This is a genomic window from Vibrio phycocola (assembly GCF_054404255.1).
The window spans coordinates 82114-100100 of the sequence record NZ_JBTAMQ010000012.1; the positions used below are offsets into that span (position 1 = coordinate 82114).

Consider the following 17987-nt stretch of genomic DNA (forward strand, 5'->3'; position numbering starts at 1 on the left):
AAAGCGGAGTAAAACGGCAAAATATTCTATTTAAGAAAGGGTTTCCTCTTACTTGGTCAAAAGATTGACTAAATCGTTTTACTCATCGAAAACAGAAAATTAAGATATAAATCATTTAAATTCAAATACTTAATGTAATTATTAGATTTGAGAATTAATTTATCGAAAATGGCCATTTTTGGCATGATGAATGCTTATATTCCGGTAGTGACAACTATCATTTATTGTCGATGTAGTTCGTGCAAGATGGCTTTAAGGAAATTTGAATTTGGATAAGAGCCTTTATCTACTTGAAATTGAAATTGATCAGCTAAAGCGACGATTGGAATCGGATCCTCTTGAGGTTCAAATTCAAGCGGAGCAATGTTTAGCTCGCTCAAAACAAATTCATTACCCACAAGGTACAATTACGTGCTTGATGATTTTGTCTCGCTGTTCATGGCATCTCAATAAATATCGTGTGGGCTTGCGGTATGCCCGTGAAGCGCTAACAGCACAAAGTCGCCTTGATAATGATGATTTATTACCTGAAATACTTCACTTACATGCCTTACATTACTGGAGTGAAGGTAAGTACTACACCTCACAACAGTATTGGATTCATGCTTTAGAGCAATCTGCTTTAGAAGAACAAGTTGAAATAGAAATTGAGAGTTTACTCGGCCTGGGTAATATCTGGAGAGCAAACCACGAATACCAACTGGCGTGTTCGACCCACGCGCTAGCCGTTAAAGTTGCCAATAGCGTCCGACTTGCTTCTTTTGAGGCTCGTTCTCGTATTTTATGGGCTAGAGATCACTATTTACTTAATAACTTCGCAGAAATGCTCAGTGTTCTTGATGGTGCAATGGAGTTATTAGACGAACGCAAAGATGCACAGTGGTGTGCTGAAGCGTGGGACTTTAGAGCACTTGCGCTCATTGGGCTAGAACGCTTAGAAGACGCAGAAAAAGCAGCGCAGACGGCACACGATATTGCCACTGCCAATAACCTCACCCGGGTTCGCTCCCATTCTTACATCTCACGCGCACGCTTAGAGTTATTACGAGAAAATATCGACGAAGCGGCTCACTTACTTGAAGCGGCTGAAAAATATGCTGATAGCGCGAACGATGGCGAATTACTATCGCAAATCTACTACCAACAATCACTCGTTGCAGAACAGAAAAACCAATATAAAGATACCTTTTATTCATTTAAGAAGTATCGCAACCTCTCGATTCAACTCTTAAAGGATCAAACCGCTCGAGAAAGCCGAGATAAAGCTCATACCTCGAAGCGTCAACTCGAGCAACGTGCTCGTAAACTCATTAACCGAGTACGTACTCAATACGAATATGACCCGGAGAAATTGCTTTCGAACGTCGTATCAGAAACCTACTGGTGGGAACAACTTGTCTTATTTAAAACCCAATTAAAAAGTACCAACCATACGGTTATCATTATTCACCATTTCGATTCTCGCTATCTCGATATTTGTACTGAAATCACGCATTCACTCTGTACACAACACGACTTAGTTTCCAGACTGAGCGGCGAATATCTCGGATTGCTCCTAGACGATAAAGGTGAGGCTGCAATAAATATTCATGCGATCCTGCAGCAAATGATTTCTATTTATCCTTGGAAACGGCATGGATTGGATCCTCAACTACCATCTGTGATCATTGAAGACATTCTCAGTTTCCCATTTACATTGGATCAATTGGAACAAAACATGTTAAAGGATGAGACAAATGGATGAGTTACTGAGTAAAGTTAAAGAAGCTGGACTCGATCCTTCATCAGTACGAGGTGAAGATGCCATTATTTTTTGGAGTCATATCCAATCTCATATTGCCACCTCCACTCTAGAACAAGCTCAATGTTACATCATCAGTGCAGAATATCGCGCTGAGCTAAAACAATTTCGCACCAGTAGTGAAGACCTAAACTCTGCGCTAGCATTGTTGCAAATACCCAACGATGCCGAGCTTATCCTGTCGATTCGAGAAAGTTTAAGTTATCGATTAATTGAAATGGGTGAATACAGTGCAGCCCTTGACCAATATGTATTGATGTCAAACATTGCGGTTGAAAATAGCTGTATTGATGAGTATGTCATCGCCATACTTGGTATGGCCAATCTATGTGATATTTATGGCGATTCTGCAAACGCATTACGCTACTACCAGAAAGTAGACAGTATCGATCATGCAATTTCTACTCGCTCTCTTCGGTTACGATTTAAAATAGGCATGTTGTCGTGCTTAATTTCCCTTGGACGCTTAACCGCCGCTCGTGAATTAATTTTAGAATGTGAAGAGCTCAGTATATTGGTGAGTGATAAATCATTAGCTGGTTTAATACTTCTCATGCAAGCTAGGTTAGAGTTGAGTTTGGATAATATCGATGAAGCACTAAAAATCATCGCACATGTCCCATATACAACTGGATGTAATTACCAGTCATCACTCGCCTGCTTAATAAAAATCGAACTGGCATTTTGTTTGGCACGAACAGGAAAAGCACATATCGGTGAAATGCTGTTGGTTAATCAGGCAAAAAAAGTCCAACGACTTTTCCAACCAGACCTATCTAAAAGGCTGTATCAGGCACTGAGCCATATCTATGAAAAAATGGGTCGCTATAAAGAAGCGCTGCACTATGAAAAATTAGCGTTCAGAATTGAAACCGACCTGATGCGCAAAATTCCAATTGGGGATCTTGGTGCAGGACAACTGCGTCGCCTCACTCGATTTGAGCTCCAATTAAAACTAATACTATCTGAAATAGAAAATAGAGAACTAAAAGAAACTACAGAAAATCAACAGGTCACTGTGGCTCAGTTACAACAAGATGTATTTACCGATCCACTAACTAAGCTACATAATCGCCGTTGGCTTGAAACCAAACTGAAAGATCTATTACTGCATGAAACGCCGTTTGCTTTCTTAGTCGTCGATATCGACCACTTTAAGTCAATTAACGACGAGCTCAGTCACTTAGTCGGTGATAAAGCGATCGTCAACGTCTCGGCTGAACTCGCGAGTTATTTTAAATTTAAAGATGCTTCATGTGTGCGATTCGGTGGCGAAGAATTCCTCGTTATCTTAGAAAATACACCACTTGAAAGAGCAGCAATGCATGCCGAAAACTACCGTGAGCGGATTTACCAATTCCCATGGACTGACATTTTAGGCGAACGTGGGTTAACGGTGAGTGTTGGTGTGACGCTACACAGAGAAGGCGAAAACACACAAAGAACGTTCTATCGAGCTGACAAAGCTTTATATCGTGCTAAAGCAAATGGCCGAAATCAGATTTGTACCGAATAGGCCATTTCATCGACTCGCTCGTTGGCGCTTCAACAAAACGTACCTATTAATACTCGTTTATTTAACTCTAAGAATTCGCGTTTCATTATTCATATCAGGTAAGCGTGGAATATTAAACGACAACAACAAGGAAATGCCCGCCATTCCAGCGCCAAGGTAGAATACTGCTGCTGGAGAGTATAACCAAACAACACCAAACGCCGCTGGAATAACAACCGCTGCAATATGGTTGATAGTAAAAGAAACACCAGCTGTAGAGGCCATATCGGCTGGGTCAGCTATTTTCTGAAAGTAGGTCTTCACCGCCAAAGCCAGTGCAAAGAAAAGATGGTCGATCACATATAATGCCGCAGCATGTTGGCTATCTTTCACCAAGGCATAACCAACAAAAACAAAAATCAGCCCAACATACTCAATGATCAATGCTTTTTGCTCACCAATAATACCGATAATGCGGCCAATTCGCTTTGCAAATAAAAAGTTAAACATATAGTTGATTAAAAACAGTAGCGTAATGTCGGCAGCAGAATAGCCAAACTTTTCAACCATTAAAAATCCAGCAAAAACGGTGAAAATTTGTCGACGGGCACCACTCATAAAGGTTAACGCATAAAATAACCAATATCGTTTTCGAATCACTAATCGCTTATTTTGCGGTATTTTAGCTGCAAATTCTGGAAACGCAAAAGCGAGAAATGCGACCAACAATAATGCTATTCCACCCATTACGACATAAATCGTTTTATAGGAAAGCTCAAGCTCCTCAAGCATGACCCACATACACCCGTAAGTAATAAGAGATGCAAATGCACCAACAGAAATGAGTTTCCCCAACGTTTCTGGCGCTTCATCTTTAGATAGCCATTGCAATGCTAACGATTGTTTAATCGCTTCAAAATAGTGAAATCCGGTAGACATCAACAAAGTAGTAAATATAAGGCCATAAAAACTCGGGAAAAAACCCGTTAATGCAGTTCCTAACGTGAGCATCACGAGCGCTAGAACTAAAAGCCTTTGCTCTCTGATAAAAAGCAGTAAAAAGACGGCAGTAAATGATAAAAAGCCTGGGATCTCTCGGATGCTCTGTAGGATTCCCATATCTGAACCATTAAAACTCGCACGTTCAATGGCGAAATTATTCAGCAGAGCCATCCAACTCGAAAACGCAATCGGCACAATGATCGAAATAACCATGAGGAAGTTTATTGGGTTACGCCAATTATCAGTGTTGGAACGAGTCATAATTTCTCCTTAAATTCAGAACGCAATAATACGTATCATTTATCACAAAGAGAAATAGTTATTTTCCCAGAAGAAAACAAAACTTAAGAAATAGTCAAACTCTCCATATTTAGGCCAACGTAATATCGATAATGATGGATACTGCACAAAATAAAATTCGATACAAAAATAATCAATGCTAATATCAAAGTAATTAACGAGTTAAGTAATAGGACAATATATGACGTCTACAGACGAGCAGAAAACCGTTAAGGCTCAGTCGAAAAAGAAAGTACTCACTACCTTAAATAGTACCGATGCTCTTGCGTTAATTGAGCATGGTAGTGACGTGACATTAAACATGAACACGCCTGTTGGAACCAAATTCGTCTGTCATTCTCATCTTATCGGAATTCATCCTGATAATTTTATATTGACTGAAATTCCACAAATATCAAAACAAGATCTCGGATATTACTTTCAAGAAGGGTTTTGGAGTAATATTCGAGCCATATCTCCCCGCGGAGAAGGGGCAATTATCGTGTTTAAGAGCCAATTACAACATATTATTCAATCCCCAATACCAATGGCTCTTTTTTCTATTCCTAATACAATGCAAGTCACTCAGTTACGTCGTGAGCCTAGATTCGAAGTGAACCTTTCAGGTAAAGCCATTTCAGACAAATATAAGTTAGATTGTGATATTCGTGATATCTCTCGTAATGGTTGCCGTTTTCTAACCTCCCCACTTGGCCAAATATATGAGGTCGGTGACACAGTCGGCATTCATTTAAAAATAAAGAGTGACTTCAACCTAGCCATAGATGATCTAATCGGCACCGTATGTAACACTCAACGTTCAACACATTATGCAAGTTACGGCATACAGTTCTCAGAAGTAGGCATGAAAAATGCGGAAGTATTGCTGAGTAATCTCAAGTTTACGGGGACAAAACTTACTTTCAATCCCCAGAAAAAACACTAGGCTCATGTCTCTTTACCAGATGGACAGACAAATAGCATGTCACTTGAAAGGTGTGGTAAATGAAAAAATTTGGTTATACTGACAGTTCAATAACCTTATAAAATAAAGAATAACATGAACTATATAGCAACGTTTTTTAAAGGCATGGCAATGGGAGCGGCGGATGTTGTCCCTGGCGTATCGGGCGGAACAATCGCATTTATCACAGGAATTTACGATACCTTACTCGAGAGCATCCGACGCATTAACCCTTCACTGATCACCCTGCTTCGCCAATCTGGCGTTAAAGCAGCTTTTCAACATATCAACGGCTTCTTTTTAATCGCATTATTTGGTGGCATTTTTACGAGTATATTAACACTCGCAAAGCTCATATCTTGGCTGCTCACCACTCACCCAGTGCCATTATGGTCGTTCTTCTTTGGCTTGATTTTAGTCTCTGTCTATCATATTGGTAAGCAAATTGAATCTTTCTCACTTACTCGCATCCTTGGTTTTTTAGCAGGATTAGGCTTTGCTTACACGATTACGGTATTACAACCTATGTCGATGAGCCCAACCTCATTCAATTTTATGATTGCAGGTAGTATCGCAATTTGCGCGATGATTCTACCGGGGATTTCAGGCAGTTTTATTTTGCTTTTACTTGGAATGTATCAACCAGTGCTCAACGCAGTTAAACTGTTCCAGTTTTCTCCACTAGTTCTATTTATGTCTGGTTGCGTTATTGGGTTACTCTCTTTCTCACACCTACTATCATGGCTGCTAAAACATGCTCGTGATGTAACTTTAATTACACTAACTGGCTTAATGGTTGGAACACTGCCGAAAATTTGGCCATGGAAAGAAACCATTACATGGCGCACGAATTCTCATGGTGAACAAGTGCCACTCATACAAAATAACCTAACTCCTAGTGCTTACGAGGCTATAACAAGCCAACCCTCTCAGTTATCGTTAGCATTAATTTTAATGGTCATGGCCATCGGGTTCGTTTTACTACTCGAGAAATTTGGTAACAAATAACTTATTGATTTATAGATATTTATATAATGATAAGCATAATTTGAATTACTCCACAAAAATGCTGATCCCCGTCACTCCAATCCATACCTTGTGCTAGCATGAGTGATTCATTGGAGTGAAATTTTTGTAAGGACATCACGTTGATCGTTTTAAAATGGTTGAGTTTATTTGTTGCACTAGGTGCCGGATTTTTTGCAAGTCAGCTATTGGACTTCACGACAGTAAATAACGTTGATATTGAATATTGCTATCTTTCGTCCCAAGTATGCGAACAAGATAATGTTCAAATAAAACTGGAACGAGACATCACTCGCCCATTGCAAGCCAATAAAATGACAATAGTGTGGCCATTTGACCAAGAGAAACCGTTAACATTGACATTACGAGGGTTAGAAATGGACATGGGAATCGTAAAGGTCCCCATCACATCTGTGGGAAACAACACTTATCAAGCCGATGTTGTTTTACCTATTTGCACACAAAATCAAATGACTTGGATTGGTGAATTAACCGATGGGTCATTAACCATCCACCCGGCAATAAGGTCCATTAATGAGTAAAAAATATTTCATCGCAATCATCATACTCTTTATTTTCGGCCTGTATTTAGGACAACGTTATTCCATTAATACCCCAGTCAGCGATATTGAGCCTGATCCTATCGTTGATTTGCAATCTATTGTATTCCATGGAAAACTTGGTGAGCAAACGTTCCCTTTTGATACCAGTGATTCTCGTATTAGGATTTTATACTTTGGTTTCACAAAGTGCCCAGATGTGTGCCCAACATCCTTAGCCGTACTTGCTGGTGCACTGAATCAACTCTCTCCTGAAGTACTTACTCAATTTCGCCCTATTTTTATTACTCTCGATCCAGAGAGAGATTTGGGTAAAAATGTCGACGAATTTGCAGGATACTTTAATCCAAACATTAGTGGCATGGCGACCTCATTAGAACAAACGGCACAACTCGCCAATTTCTATAACGTATTTTATAAAAAAATCACGTTGGAAAATTCCAACCTCAATTACACTTTAGATCACACGTCATACTTCTATTTTGTGAAACCTGATGGCACACTACTGCAAAAAGTACCACATACTATGACGCCCAAGCCCATCTTGGACGCAATAGAAACGGTCATTTCATCTCCATCTCAGCCTACGTCAGGAAAATAACAATGAATAAAAAACGCTTTCTACTTACCTCACTTTTACTTACTTTTGCTCAAGCCACTTATGCCGATATTGTCGCAGAAGGAGCCTATGCTCGTGAAACAGCCCCATCAGCAACAACCAGTGCGATATTTGTTACATTAAGCAACCCGGACTCAGAAAATATCGAGTTGGTAAGCGCAACAGCGTCTAAAGCAGGCAAAGTAGAATTACACGATATGATCAAGGAAGGGGACGTAATGAAAATGCGTCAAGTGGAAAAGATCACAGTGCCAGCACAAGGGAAAACAGAACTAAAACCTGGTGGCTACCATGTGATGCTGTTTGATTTAGCGGGGCCACTCAAAGAGGGGGAAAACATCTCTGTAAAATTAAACTTTTCCAATCAACAGTCTATTTCCTTCGATGCCCCAATCAAGAAAGTAATGATGGGAATGAAAGCATCACATCATCATTAAGTATCAATAAGAATCAGTCGTAATATGTATCTTCCCCCCCCCTCTTGGCATTTTTCAACGACAAGAGGGGGGGGTTAATTTTAATGTGACGAGGTTCAAGCAGACCTTAACTTACTTTGTCCTCACGCGAGCTTGCAAATCGTTCCTGCGATAACAACTGACTCAGAAAGACTTCATCTCCGTTATCATTTGGATCCTCCGCAGATATCCGACTCTCAGGAATAGGGATCCCTCGTTTATATAATCGATTCAACGCTCGAATAATTAAGTGACGATGTACCGTCCCACCGACTAATTTTTTTAATAAAGGGTCGGCAAATGCTTGTAGAGAAACGATTGAATCAACGCCTAGTTTATTCGCTACCTCATCGCGCAATGACCGAGCTGGCGAATAATTACACTGTGAAGACATATATAACCAAATATAAGAAATCGCATCGCCATGCTTTCCAACATCAATCCATGCTTTTCCAGCATGATACATGGCCTTAGTATTACCACGCTCTGCTGCACACTCAAGCCAAAAACACCCTTTCTTATGATCTTTTGTTACGCCGCGACCATTAACGTAATTCAACCCCAGCTTTATCATTCCATCATGATTCTCTAGCTGAGCAGCTTTCGCAAACCAATAGTTTGCATCAACAACTTGTTCTTTGGGTGAATCATCACTTAGGCACCAATCTCCCAAAAATAGCTGTGCATCGATATGCCTAGCGTGCGCAGCATCTTGAATAACTTTAATGCCAAGTTTATGATTTTTATTTACGCCTAGGCCCGAAAGTAAAGCCTTGCCAGCTTCAAATAAAGCCGACATATCACCTTCGATCCCTTTAATATAAGTCTTCCAAAAACGGGCATTTTCGACCATGATTGGATCTTGCCCAAAGCGGCTACATAGCCTTACAACTCCATACATTCCAGTTGCATTTCCTAATAATGCAGCTTTTTCATACCAAAAAATGGCCTCTTTGAAGTCTTTCAGTTCCGCTTGTTTCGCTAACAAAAGTATCGATGGGAGATGATTTTCTTCTGCTTTTTGAAGAAGTTCTTGTTTTTCTTGAGCATGATTGCGCTGTATTGCTTTACGGTGAGCAGCCGCACGAGCTTTCTTATCAGATGCTGCGAGTTTTTGTTTTGCGGAAACCGCCGTCATCCAGATCACACTAAAAATTAGCATCACCCCAACTAAGCCAATAAATATTCCTATTAGATTCATATACCCGTCATTATTTGTTGTGGAAACGCCCATCAATCATTGCGTAAAACTGGTTCTTTACTTATACAGCATAGGTAACGAGCTGTGATTACACCAATAAATCCGATTTATAATTCGCCAGAAAAGCGCCCAGAGTCTAGTTTTTATGACAAATCTACTATTATTTTTTTAGTTGATAACTTGACCAATTGGATGCAAAGCTTTTAACTTGAGATGTCAGCAAATCAATTTAATGATAAAAAGTGATCAAATACAACAATGACTAAATTATATGCTCGTCCCTACCCTTTAGGCGCAACAATTGACTTAAGTGGTTGTAATTTTTCTATTTACTCGCCAACCACCAAGCCTATTCAATTAGCGCTATTTGATGGTAAAACCGATACGTACACACTCCATCCCCTAGAGAATAATTATGCCGGAGTGCAATACACCTATCTATCCAGTATCGAGCCAGGGCAGAAATATGGCTACGTTATCGAGCAAGAGGACGGAGAGTTGCAACTCATTTCCGATCCTTACGCAAAAGCGCTAGACAAAGAACTTAACTACGAGCCACCTTATACGGCGGAAAAAAGTTTTACGATGGCAAAATCCACCGTCGTCGACGATCTATTTGATTGGCAAAATATCGAAAAACCTGACATCCCGCTTGATGAGACAGTACTTTTCGAAACACATGTGAAAGGAGTGACTCAGCTCAATCAAGAAGTAAACAAAGTGGTTCGAGGGAAGTACTTAGGGTTAATTGATCCTGCTATGCTCGCTTTTTATAAACAAAACCACATAAAGACCCTACAGCTTCTCCCCATTGCCGCCTGTATGCATGAACCTCATTTATTAAACATGGATAAGGTTAACTATTGGGGATACAACCCATACTTATTTATGGCTCCAGATCCTCGCTACGCGGTATCGGATGCAGTAACCGAATTAAAAACCGTCGTTCGTGAGCTACACAGGCAAGGTATTGAAGTCGTATTGGATGTTGTATACAACCATACGGCAGAAGCCGGCGAAGATGGTCCTACATTTAATTTACGTGGACTCGATCCTAATTACTACATTACCCATGGCTCTCACTATGCCAATTTCACGGGCTGTGGCAATACACTTGACCTCAACCATCAACCATCATTGAATCTCGTGATGGATACGCTCCGCTATTGGGTAACAGAATACAAAATAGATGGCTTCCGTTTTGATTTAGCTGCGACGCTAGGCCGAAATGGTGAAAACTTCAGCCAAGATGCTGCATTCTTTAAAGCTGTTGCTCAAGATCCCGTTTTAAAACAGGTGAAAATGATTGCGGAACCTTGGGATATTGGCCCTAACGGCTACCAAGTTGGCAACTTCCCATTAGGGTGGAATGAAACCAACGATAAACTCCGTGATATATCTCGCAGCTTCTGGCGCGGAGATCAAGGCTTCCTTAAAGAATTTGCAACACGCATTATGGGGTCACGGGATCTTTATAGTGCAGCGAATTGGCCACATAAATTAACCGTAAACTACATCACCTATCACGATGGTTTTACACTGCAAGATCTCGTTTCGTATAAGCACAAACATAACGAAGATAATGGAGAGCAAAACCGCGATGGGCATGGTGACAATCGCTCAGACAACTACGGAGTCGAAGGTGAAACATCCGATCCCGAAATCATTTTGGTACGTGAGAGACAAAAGCGAAACCTTATGACGTCTTTGCTGTTCGCTTTTGGTATTCCTCATGTATTAACCGCCGATCTCCTTTCTCATAGTCAAGGCGGAAACAATAATGCCTATTGTCAAGATAACGCAATCAGCTGGTTAGACTGGCAACTCACACCAACTCAATCCAGTTTTAATAACTGGTTAGCGAGTCTCATCAGTGTACGTCAAGAAATTATGCTGCCATTTATTCGAGCCTTCAGTGGCGTTTCAAGAAACTCTAACCGAGTATTTTGGCGTAAAGTCGATGGTTCACTCTTGGAACACGATGATTGGAATAGACTCAATACCGTCGCGCTGCATTTAGGCATAGGGGAAGATGGAGAAGAACTTCTCTACTTAATAAACCAAACCCAAGCAACTGCTCGATTTATACTTCCAGCGGAGCTCAGGCAAGAATGGGTGACTGTGTGCGATTCTAACGACAGTGAATTCAATACTACTCCTGTTACAAGCCGCGACATTATTCAGCCCAAAATGTCGATTCGGATTTTGCATTGCAAACCGTAAGTTGGTTTTAGTCACTAAAAAGAGCCGGGGGAATAATTCTCTCGGCTCTTTTTAATTAGATCTTTTTTATTCAGCTCTCTTTATTCAACTATCTTTATTCAGCCCTATTTATTCACAAAAAGTCCTTTGTTTTTACATTGGTGGTTTAGATTTTTCTCGCACTGCTGCACAATATCGTTAGACTATGGCTCCACTCTCGAAATGAGATGTATTCTTAGTTCTGTTTGAAATCCCTAAATTAGGATTATTATGTTCAAATTATTTGAAAGTTTTACACAAGCTTTCCCGACCGATGATCCACAGTGCCCCCCTGATACTTTATGGGCATTTTGCCGGCATTACACCAAAGGCTTTGGTTGGCCTTTACTCGCCATCGGCTTTCTGAGTACCTCTATTGCCATTATTGAAGTGTCGCTATTCGGTTATATGGGCTCGCTTGTTGATTGGTTAAGTACCAGTAACCCAGAGACTTTATTTACAGAGAACGGTTCGGAGCTTTTGATCCTAGCATTTCTTATAGTGATAGTGATGCCCGCACTTGTAACACTGCATTCGCTTCTATTGCATCAAACCATGTTGGGGAATTACCCAATGTCAATTCGGTGGTTAGCTCACCGCTATTTACTCAAGCAGAGTTTATCTTATTACCAAGATGAGTTTGCGGGTAGAATTGCAACTAAAGTGATGCAGACCTCTCTCGCAGTACGCGAGACCGTCATGAAAGGTGTTGATGTCTTTGTTTACGTCATCGTCTATTTTTTCTCTATTTTGGTGATGCTTGCCGACGCAGATTGGCGTTTAATGCTGCCGATGTTTTGCTGGTTCTTAGCTTACTTAGCCATTCAATTTCACTTCGTGCCAAAACTGAAAAAAATCGCGTCAGCTCAAGCCGATGCACGCTCGATGATGACAGGTCGTTTGGTCGATAGTTACACCAATATCCAAACCGTAAAGCTTTTCTCTCACCACCAACGAGAGACAGAATACGTCAAAGATAGCATGAACGATTTCTTAGCGACGGTAAAAACACAGATGCGCTTGGTAACCGGCTTTAACATGCTGGTAGAGTTTGCTAACTATCTATTGCTCTTCAGTATTTCTGCCATTTCAATTTACCTCTGGAGCATTGAATCAATCAGCGTTGGAGCCATTGCCATTGCGATTTCACTCGCTCTTAGAATTAACGGCATGTCAAAGTGGATCATGTGGGAAGTCGGTGGTTTATTCGAAAATATGGGAACGGTCGTTGATGGTATGAACTCATTGTCAAAACCGGTCCAAATTCAAGATGCGCCAAAAGCACAGGAATTGGCAAAATGCGAAGGAGAGATAACGTTTGATCAAATCCGTTTCAATTACGGTGAAAATATCAACGTCATTGATGGCCTATCGCTTACCATTAAACCCGGTGAAAAAATTGGTATCGTCGGACGTTCCGGGGCTGGGAAGTCCACCCTAGTCAACCTGCTGTTACGATTCCACAACATATCGGAAGGTGAGATTCGCATCGATGGCCACCCGATTAACGCACTTACTCAAGATTCTCTGCGCAGTATGATCGGCATGGTTACTCAAGATACCTCACTACTGCACCGCTCGATACGTGAGAATATTATTTACGGTAAACCCGATGCAACGGAAGAAGAATTGCTGGCAGCGACCAAACAAGCACACGCACATGAGTTTATCGAAACCTTGACCGACCCACACGGTAACGTCGGTTACGATGCACAAGTTGGTGAACGAGGGGTTAAACTCTCCGGGGGTCAACGTCAGCGTATAGCTATATCTCGTGTATTGCTAAAAAATGCACCGATCCTCGTACTTGATGAAGCCACTTCAGCTCTCGATTCTGAGGTCGAAGCGGCCATTCAAGAAAGCCTCAATCAACTGATGGAAGGAAAAACTGTTATCGCCATAGCGCACCGTTTGTCCACGATTGCAGCGATGGATAAATTAATCGTTCTCGATCAAGGCTCGATTTCCGAGCAAGGAACTCATCAAGAATTATTGGAGAAGAACGGTATTTACGCCCACCTTTGGGCACACCAAACCGGTGGGTTTATAGCCGAAAATTAACGGTGAAAAGGGGGAATTCCCCCTTTTCGTTTAGCTGCAACTTCCTTAGAATCCCCTAATCTTTTTCACATTTCTGTTTTAGGTAAGTATTAACCATGAATAAAAGCGTGATTACCAATTTAATCGCCGCAAGCGTCGTATTAATAGGCTATCAAACTGGCAACAATCTCATTCTATCTGCCGGTTTATTTGCACTTTCAGGAGCCATAACCAACTGGCTTGCTGTCTATATGTTGTTTGAGAAAATTCCTGGCGTATACGGATCAGGCGTCATTCCACTGCGCTTTGAAGCTTTCAAAAAAGCCATTAAAGATATGATGATGGATCAATTTTTCAGCTCTGAAAACATCGCTCGTTTTTTAAAGCCCGGAGGCATCAGTCAGAAATCCATCAATTTTGGCGCGGTGTTGGATAAGATAGATTTCGATCCAACCTTCAATAGCCTAGGCGAAGTGATTATGACGTCACAATTTGGCGCGATGCTTGAAATGCTGGGTGGTGTTGAAGCTCTTGAACCAATGAAAGAGCCTTTTATCGAAAAGATGAAAGCGGCGGTTGAAGAAATTAGCGAAAGTGATGAAGTCAAAGAAGCGATTGCAACCCAACTCAGTGAAGGAATGAATAGCAGCGAGATTCGAGCACACATCGAAGAGATCATTGAGTTACGCTTAAATGAACTCACACCACAAGTGGTTAAAGAGATAGTTCAATCAATGATCAAAGAGCACCTTGGGTGGCTCGTGGTTTGGGGTGGTGTACTTGGTGGTTTAATCGGTATCGTCGCGGCTTGTTTATCGTAGTCAGCCAACAACTATCCACATAGAACGGTCAGGAATTCAATGAACCTCGAAGAGATATATCGCCGCGATTTAAACCTATTGGTAGCACTGCGCGTGTTAATCGAAGAGAACAGCGTCAGTAAAGCGGCTGCTCGGCTTAACCTAAGTCAATCGGCCATGAGTCGAGTGCTTAGCCGTTTGCGAATCTTGCTCGATGATCCCTTGTTCACACGCCATGGCCAACATTTAATCCCAACGGAGAAAGCGCTCGAACTGAACCAAAGCTTTAGTGGTCCATTGGAATCGATTCGAGAGCTACTCTCACCGATCGATTTTAACCCGAAAGAGTGTACGCAATCTTTTACCATTGCGACGACTGACTACGCAATGCAAACCATATTGCCATTTGCGTTACCACGGATATATCAAGAAGCGCCTAATGTATCGTTTAATTTTCACCCATTACAGCATGAACGCTTAGCGGATCAATTAACTCATGAAGGCGCAGACTTAGCTATTTGTCGACCAACTGGCAGCGTTTCTCCATTGCAAAGCGACGTACTAGGCAGAGTAAGTGTCTCTTGTCTGCTGTCAAAGAATCACCCATTAGCCAAGAAAAACTTAACCTTAGATGACTACCTCCATTATCCCCATGCCATGATCGCAATCAGTGATGGGGTAAAAGCGCTCATTGAACAAGCATTAACTGGGCAGCCAGAAAGGAAAATGGTTCTGCGCGCTTATCATTTAGAGGCTGCTCTAGCCATTGTCGATGTACTTCCGGTCATTATCACGGTTCCAGCCGATCTCGCTTATCTGGTTTCAGAACGCTACGATTTAGTGGTAAAACCACTCCCGTTTAGCTTTACTCCGTTTGAATATATGATGATTTGGCATCCTCGCTGCGACCACGCTACATCTCAGCAGTGGCTTAGAAATATTGTCAGTCAAGAGTGCAGCCGTCTTATCGCCAAACGAGTAGAAGACTTAGGGTTAGAGGCATAAAAAAGCCTAATCATTTGATTAGGCGTTAGAAATTCACAACAAATAAAGCGGTAATTAAAGCTTAATCACAACACGCCCTGTTGTCTGTCCATTGGTAATCGCTTCAGCAAACTCAGCGGCTTGTTCAAGAGAAATTTCAGTACACGCATTTTGATAATAACTATCTGGAAGAAGTTGAGTGAGCTTATTCCATGCCTCCAAACGTTTCTCGTAAGGACAATGCACTGAATCGACACCTTGCAAACGAACATTACGCAAAATAAATGGCATCACAGTTGTCGGTAAATCAAAACCACCAGCCAAACCACACGCGGCCACGGTACTGTTATAGTCCATTTGCGCTAGCACTTTCGACAATACCTTAGATCCTACAGTATCAACACACCCAGCCCAAACTTGCTTTTCTAGTGGTCTTGCTGACTCTTCAAACGCAGAGCGATCAATGATTTCGCTTGCACCTAAGTCTGTCAAAAGTGGACCATTTACGTCAACACGTCCGGTAACCACACTCACCGTGTAACCCAATTGTGCGAGCAAACTCACTGCAACACTGCCAACGCCTCCGCTTGCGCCTGTCACCAATACTTTACCGCTTTCAGGTGTCACGCCACCATCAATCAACGCTTGAACACACAACATGGCCGTTAGACCGGCAGTTCCAACCATCATTGCATGTTTCGCTTCTAAACCATCAACCAGAGGTACCAACCAATCTGCCTTCACACGAGCTTGCTCTGCCATTCCACCCCAATGGTTTTCTCCAACGCCCCAGCCGGTCAGTACCACCTTGTCGCCAACGGCAAAGCGCTGGTCATTCGATTCAAGCACACTGCCAACGAAATCAATACCTGGAACCATTGGAAATTCACGAATAATTTTTCCTTTGCCGGTTATCGCTAATCCATCTTTGTAGTTAAGCGAAGAATAATCGACCGCTACAAGCACATCACCATCGGGTAACTGGCTACTGTCTAGTGTTTCTATTGCTGATGTTGTTTTCTTATCTTGTTGATTTAAAACCAATGCCTTAAACATGAAAATCTCCACAAACCATTCAAATAATGTCTACCGACAGTCTACTCTCAGACTATAAATGAAAAAAATGAAAGTTAAACATAAATGATATGCATAAAACACATAACCTTTTAGCAAAGTGTTTATGTAAAACGATAAACCGTAAAGACAAAGCATAAATGAAATGGTACTTTCAAAGCGTGACCTAATTTTCAAACCTGACCACCCCCCGACTAAAGCGGTAGATAATGGACATTTTACTCGATAATTTTCTCTTTTCCGGCACTGTCACCGGGCCAATATGCTTAATGCTATTTCTTGGGATTATCTTTCGCCGCATTGGATTAATCGATGGTCATTTTATTGAGGTCGCTTCTCGGCTGGTTTATAACGTAACGCTTCCTGCGCTTCTATTTCTTAGTGTTATGGGCTCAAGTCACGATATCAGCAGCAGTGGAACTCTCGTCGCGTTCGGTATTATCGGCACATTGCTTTTCTTTATCTTTCTCTCCTTAGTGACCCATCGCTTATTTTCTCATGACAGCGACAATGGCGTCATTATTCAAGGGGGATTTAGAGGCAATGTTGCTGTCATCGCACTTGCTTATGTCTCAAATGCTTATGGAGATGATGCGTTAGCCGTAGCTGCCTTGTACGTTGCCGGACTGACCTTAACGTATAATGTATTAAGTGTGATTACACTGTCTCCTAAAACTGAGAACAGTGCTGTGAAAGCGCTACCAACAGTGGTGAAATCCTTAACAAAAAACCCACTTATTATTGCCATTATCCTTGGCATAATCTGTAGTCAGCTTCAGCTAACCATGCCCAAAATTGCCAACGATGCCGGTCGATACTTAGCCAATATGACATTACCCCTCGCTTTGATGTGTGGCGGTGGATCACTCGATCTACGTCAACTGTATCGCGACAAACATTCAGCCTGGTTTTCAACAGGCGTTAAGTTGATTATTTGCCCAATAGTGTTCACATCGCTCGCTATTATGATGGGCTTTAGAGGCTTAGAATTAGGCATAATCTTCCTCACCAGCTCCTCTCCCACCGCCGCCGCCAGCTTTGTACTTGCCAAAGCAATGAACGCAAATGGCACCTTAGCAGCAAATATTATTGTGCTCTCTACATTGCTGTCGATCATCACCAGCACTATGGGGCTTTTTATCCTTTCAAGCCTGTCGTTAATCTAAACTTAATTCAACTAAGTGACTGAAACCATCAACGTTAATGTGTAGTTCCAAGTAAGTTATGTAGCAGCAACGTCTAGTTAAATAGATAAATAAGTTAATAGCTGCACCAATTTGGAACACAACACTTAATTAATGCCTTCAACGTCAGAATAACTAGCTAAACCCTCCAAATTTTGCACTATTTTAGGACTTAACATCTAGTTAACACCTTCAATTTCAGCATGACTCGCTAAATTACCCTATATATATTATCAACTTCACCCTTCAGCCTCTTGCTATA

15 protein-coding genes are annotated in these 17987 nt (G+C 41.5%); 12 read left to right on the forward strand and 3 right to left on the reverse strand.

The window, feature by feature from the left end; all coding sequences use genetic code 11:
- The first annotated feature begins 268 nt into the window (after positions 1-268).
- Positions 269-1744 (forward strand): hypothetical protein, encoded by a 1476-nt coding sequence (locus ACXJY6_RS15380; protein WP_456050068.1) that lies wholly within the window; start codon positions 269-271, stop codon positions 1742-1744.
- Positions 1737-3317 carry a GGDEF domain-containing protein gene (locus tag ACXJY6_RS15385; RefSeq protein WP_456050067.1) on the forward strand — a complete coding sequence of 527 codons (1581 nt, stop codon included), beginning with the start codon at positions 1737-1739 and terminating at the stop codon, positions 3315-3317. Before ACXJY6_RS15380 ends, ACXJY6_RS15385 begins: the two co-directional genes overlap by 8 nt.
- A 57-nt stretch (positions 3318-3374) precedes the next feature.
- On the opposite strand, the gene ACXJY6_RS15390 is transcribed toward ACXJY6_RS15385, so the two are convergent.
- Positions 3375-4559 (reverse strand): MFS transporter, encoded by a 1185-nt coding sequence (locus ACXJY6_RS15390; RefSeq protein WP_458768865.1) that lies wholly within the window; start codon positions 4557-4559, stop codon positions 3375-3377.
- Positions 4560-4779: 220 nt separating this feature from the next.
- Between ACXJY6_RS15390 and ACXJY6_RS15395 the strand changes: the two genes are divergently transcribed.
- The 5 genes from ACXJY6_RS15395 (at position 4780) to ACXJY6_RS15415 (ending at position 8183) form a co-directional block, all read left to right on the forward strand.
- Positions 4780-5523, forward strand: a complete 744-nt coding sequence (locus ACXJY6_RS15395) for a PilZ domain-containing protein (protein ID WP_456050065.1) — start codon at positions 4780-4782, stop codon at positions 5521-5523.
- A 114-nt stretch (positions 5524-5637) separates the two neighbouring features.
- Complete coding sequence (locus ACXJY6_RS15400; protein WP_458768866.1) at positions 5638-6549, forward strand: polyprenyl-phosphate transporter; 912 nt, start codon at positions 5638-5640, stop codon at positions 6547-6549.
- Between the two features lie 140 nt (positions 6550-6689).
- Positions 6690-7109, forward strand: a complete 420-nt coding sequence (locus ACXJY6_RS15405) for a hypothetical protein (protein WP_458768867.1) — start codon at positions 6690-6692, stop codon at positions 7107-7109.
- Entirely contained in the window at positions 7102-7728 is a 627-nt protein-coding gene (locus ACXJY6_RS15410; RefSeq protein ID WP_458768868.1) for an SCO family protein, read from the forward strand. The genes ACXJY6_RS15405 and ACXJY6_RS15410 overlap by 8 nt, the downstream gene beginning before the upstream one ends.
- Before the next feature lie 2 nt (positions 7729-7730).
- Positions 7731-8183, forward strand: coding sequence for a copper chaperone PCu(A)C (locus ACXJY6_RS15415; protein ID WP_458768869.1), 453 nt, complete (start codon positions 7731-7733; stop codon positions 8181-8183).
- A 106-nt stretch (positions 8184-8289) separates the two neighbouring features.
- On the opposite strand, the gene ACXJY6_RS15420 is transcribed toward ACXJY6_RS15415, so the two are convergent.
- Positions 8290-9402, reverse strand: a complete 1113-nt coding sequence (locus ACXJY6_RS15420; RefSeq protein ID WP_458768870.1) for a tetratricopeptide repeat protein — start codon at positions 9400-9402, stop codon at positions 8290-8292.
- Between the two features lie 258 nt (positions 9403-9660).
- Here ACXJY6_RS15420 and glgX point away from each other — a divergent pair, with 258 nt between their 5' ends.
- The 4 genes from glgX to ACXJY6_RS15440 all read left to right on the forward strand — a co-directional run bounded on the left by glgX (position 9661) and on the right by ACXJY6_RS15440 (position 15488).
- The gene (gene glgX / locus ACXJY6_RS15425; RefSeq protein WP_458768871.1) at positions 9661-11625 is read left to right on the forward strand and encodes a glycogen debranching protein GlgX; all 1965 of its coding nucleotides are present in this window, start codon (positions 9661-9663) and stop codon (positions 11623-11625) included.
- Between the two features lie 249 nt (positions 11626-11874).
- Entirely contained in the window at positions 11875-13704 is a 1830-nt protein-coding gene (locus ACXJY6_RS15430) for an ABC transporter ATP-binding protein (protein ID WP_458768872.1), read from the forward strand.
- A 95-nt stretch (positions 13705-13799) separates the two neighbouring features.
- Positions 13800-14504 (forward strand): DUF445 domain-containing protein, encoded by a 705-nt coding sequence (locus ACXJY6_RS15435; RefSeq protein ID WP_458768873.1) that lies wholly within the window; start codon positions 13800-13802, stop codon positions 14502-14504.
- Positions 14505-14543: 39 nt separating this feature from the next.
- Positions 14544-15488, forward strand: a complete 945-nt coding sequence (locus ACXJY6_RS15440; protein ID WP_456050056.1) for a LysR family transcriptional regulator — start codon at positions 14544-14546, stop codon at positions 15486-15488.
- A gap of 54 nt (positions 15489-15542) precedes the next feature.
- On the opposite strand, the gene acuI is transcribed toward ACXJY6_RS15440, so the two are convergent.
- Positions 15543-16523, reverse strand: coding sequence for an acrylyl-CoA reductase (NADPH) (gene acuI, locus ACXJY6_RS15445; protein ID WP_456050055.1), 981 nt, complete (start codon positions 16521-16523; stop codon positions 15543-15545).
- Positions 16524-16750: 227 nt separating this feature from the next.
- Here acuI and ACXJY6_RS15450 point away from each other — a divergent pair, with 227 nt between their 5' ends.
- Positions 16751-17707: an AEC family transporter gene (locus tag ACXJY6_RS15450; RefSeq protein ID WP_456050054.1), complete on the forward strand. Its 957-nt coding sequence runs from the start codon at positions 16751-16753 to the stop codon at positions 17705-17707.
- Positions 17708-17987 lie beyond the last annotated feature (280 nt).

Bases quoted from the DNA above. Each gene is read 5' to 3' on its own strand.
- ACXJY6_RS15385 (WP_456050067.1), top strand. From the start codon at position 1,737: ATGGATGAGTTACTGAGTAAAGTTAAAGAAGCTGGACTCGATCCTTCA.
- ACXJY6_RS15390 (WP_458768865.1), bottom strand. From the start codon at position 4,559: ATGACTCGTTCCAACACTGATAATTGGCGTAACCCAATAAACTTCCTC.
- ACXJY6_RS15395 (WP_456050065.1), top strand. From the start codon at position 4,780: ATGACGTCTACAGACGAGCAGAAAACCGTTAAGGCTCAGTCGAAAAAG.
- ACXJY6_RS15400 (WP_458768866.1), top strand. From the start codon at position 5,638: ATGAACTATATAGCAACGTTTTTTAAAGGCATGGCAATGGGAGCGGCG.
- ACXJY6_RS15410 (WP_458768868.1), top strand. From the start codon at position 7,102: ATGAGTAAAAAATATTTCATCGCAATCATCATACTCTTTATTTTCGGC.
- ACXJY6_RS15415 (WP_458768869.1), top strand. From the start codon at position 7,731: ATGAATAAAAAACGCTTTCTACTTACCTCACTTTTACTTACTTTTGCT.
- ACXJY6_RS15420 (WP_458768870.1), bottom strand. From the start codon at position 9,402: ATGAATCTAATAGGAATATTTATTGGCTTAGTTGGGGTGATGCTAATT.
- glgX (WP_458768871.1), top strand. From the start codon at position 9,661: ATGACTAAATTATATGCTCGTCCCTACCCTTTAGGCGCAACAATTGAC.
- ACXJY6_RS15430 (WP_458768872.1), top strand. From the start codon at position 11,875: ATGTTCAAATTATTTGAAAGTTTTACACAAGCTTTCCCGACCGATGAT.
- ACXJY6_RS15435 (WP_458768873.1), top strand. From the start codon at position 13,800: ATGAATAAAAGCGTGATTACCAATTTAATCGCCGCAAGCGTCGTATTA.
- ACXJY6_RS15440 (WP_456050056.1), top strand. From the start codon at position 14,544: ATGAACCTCGAAGAGATATATCGCCGCGATTTAAACCTATTGGTAGCA.
- acuI (WP_456050055.1), bottom strand. From the start codon at position 16,523: ATGTTTAAGGCATTGGTTTTAAATCAACAAGATAAGAAAACAACATCA.
- ACXJY6_RS15450 (WP_456050054.1), top strand. From the start codon at position 16,751: ATGGACATTTTACTCGATAATTTTCTCTTTTCCGGCACTGTCACCGGG.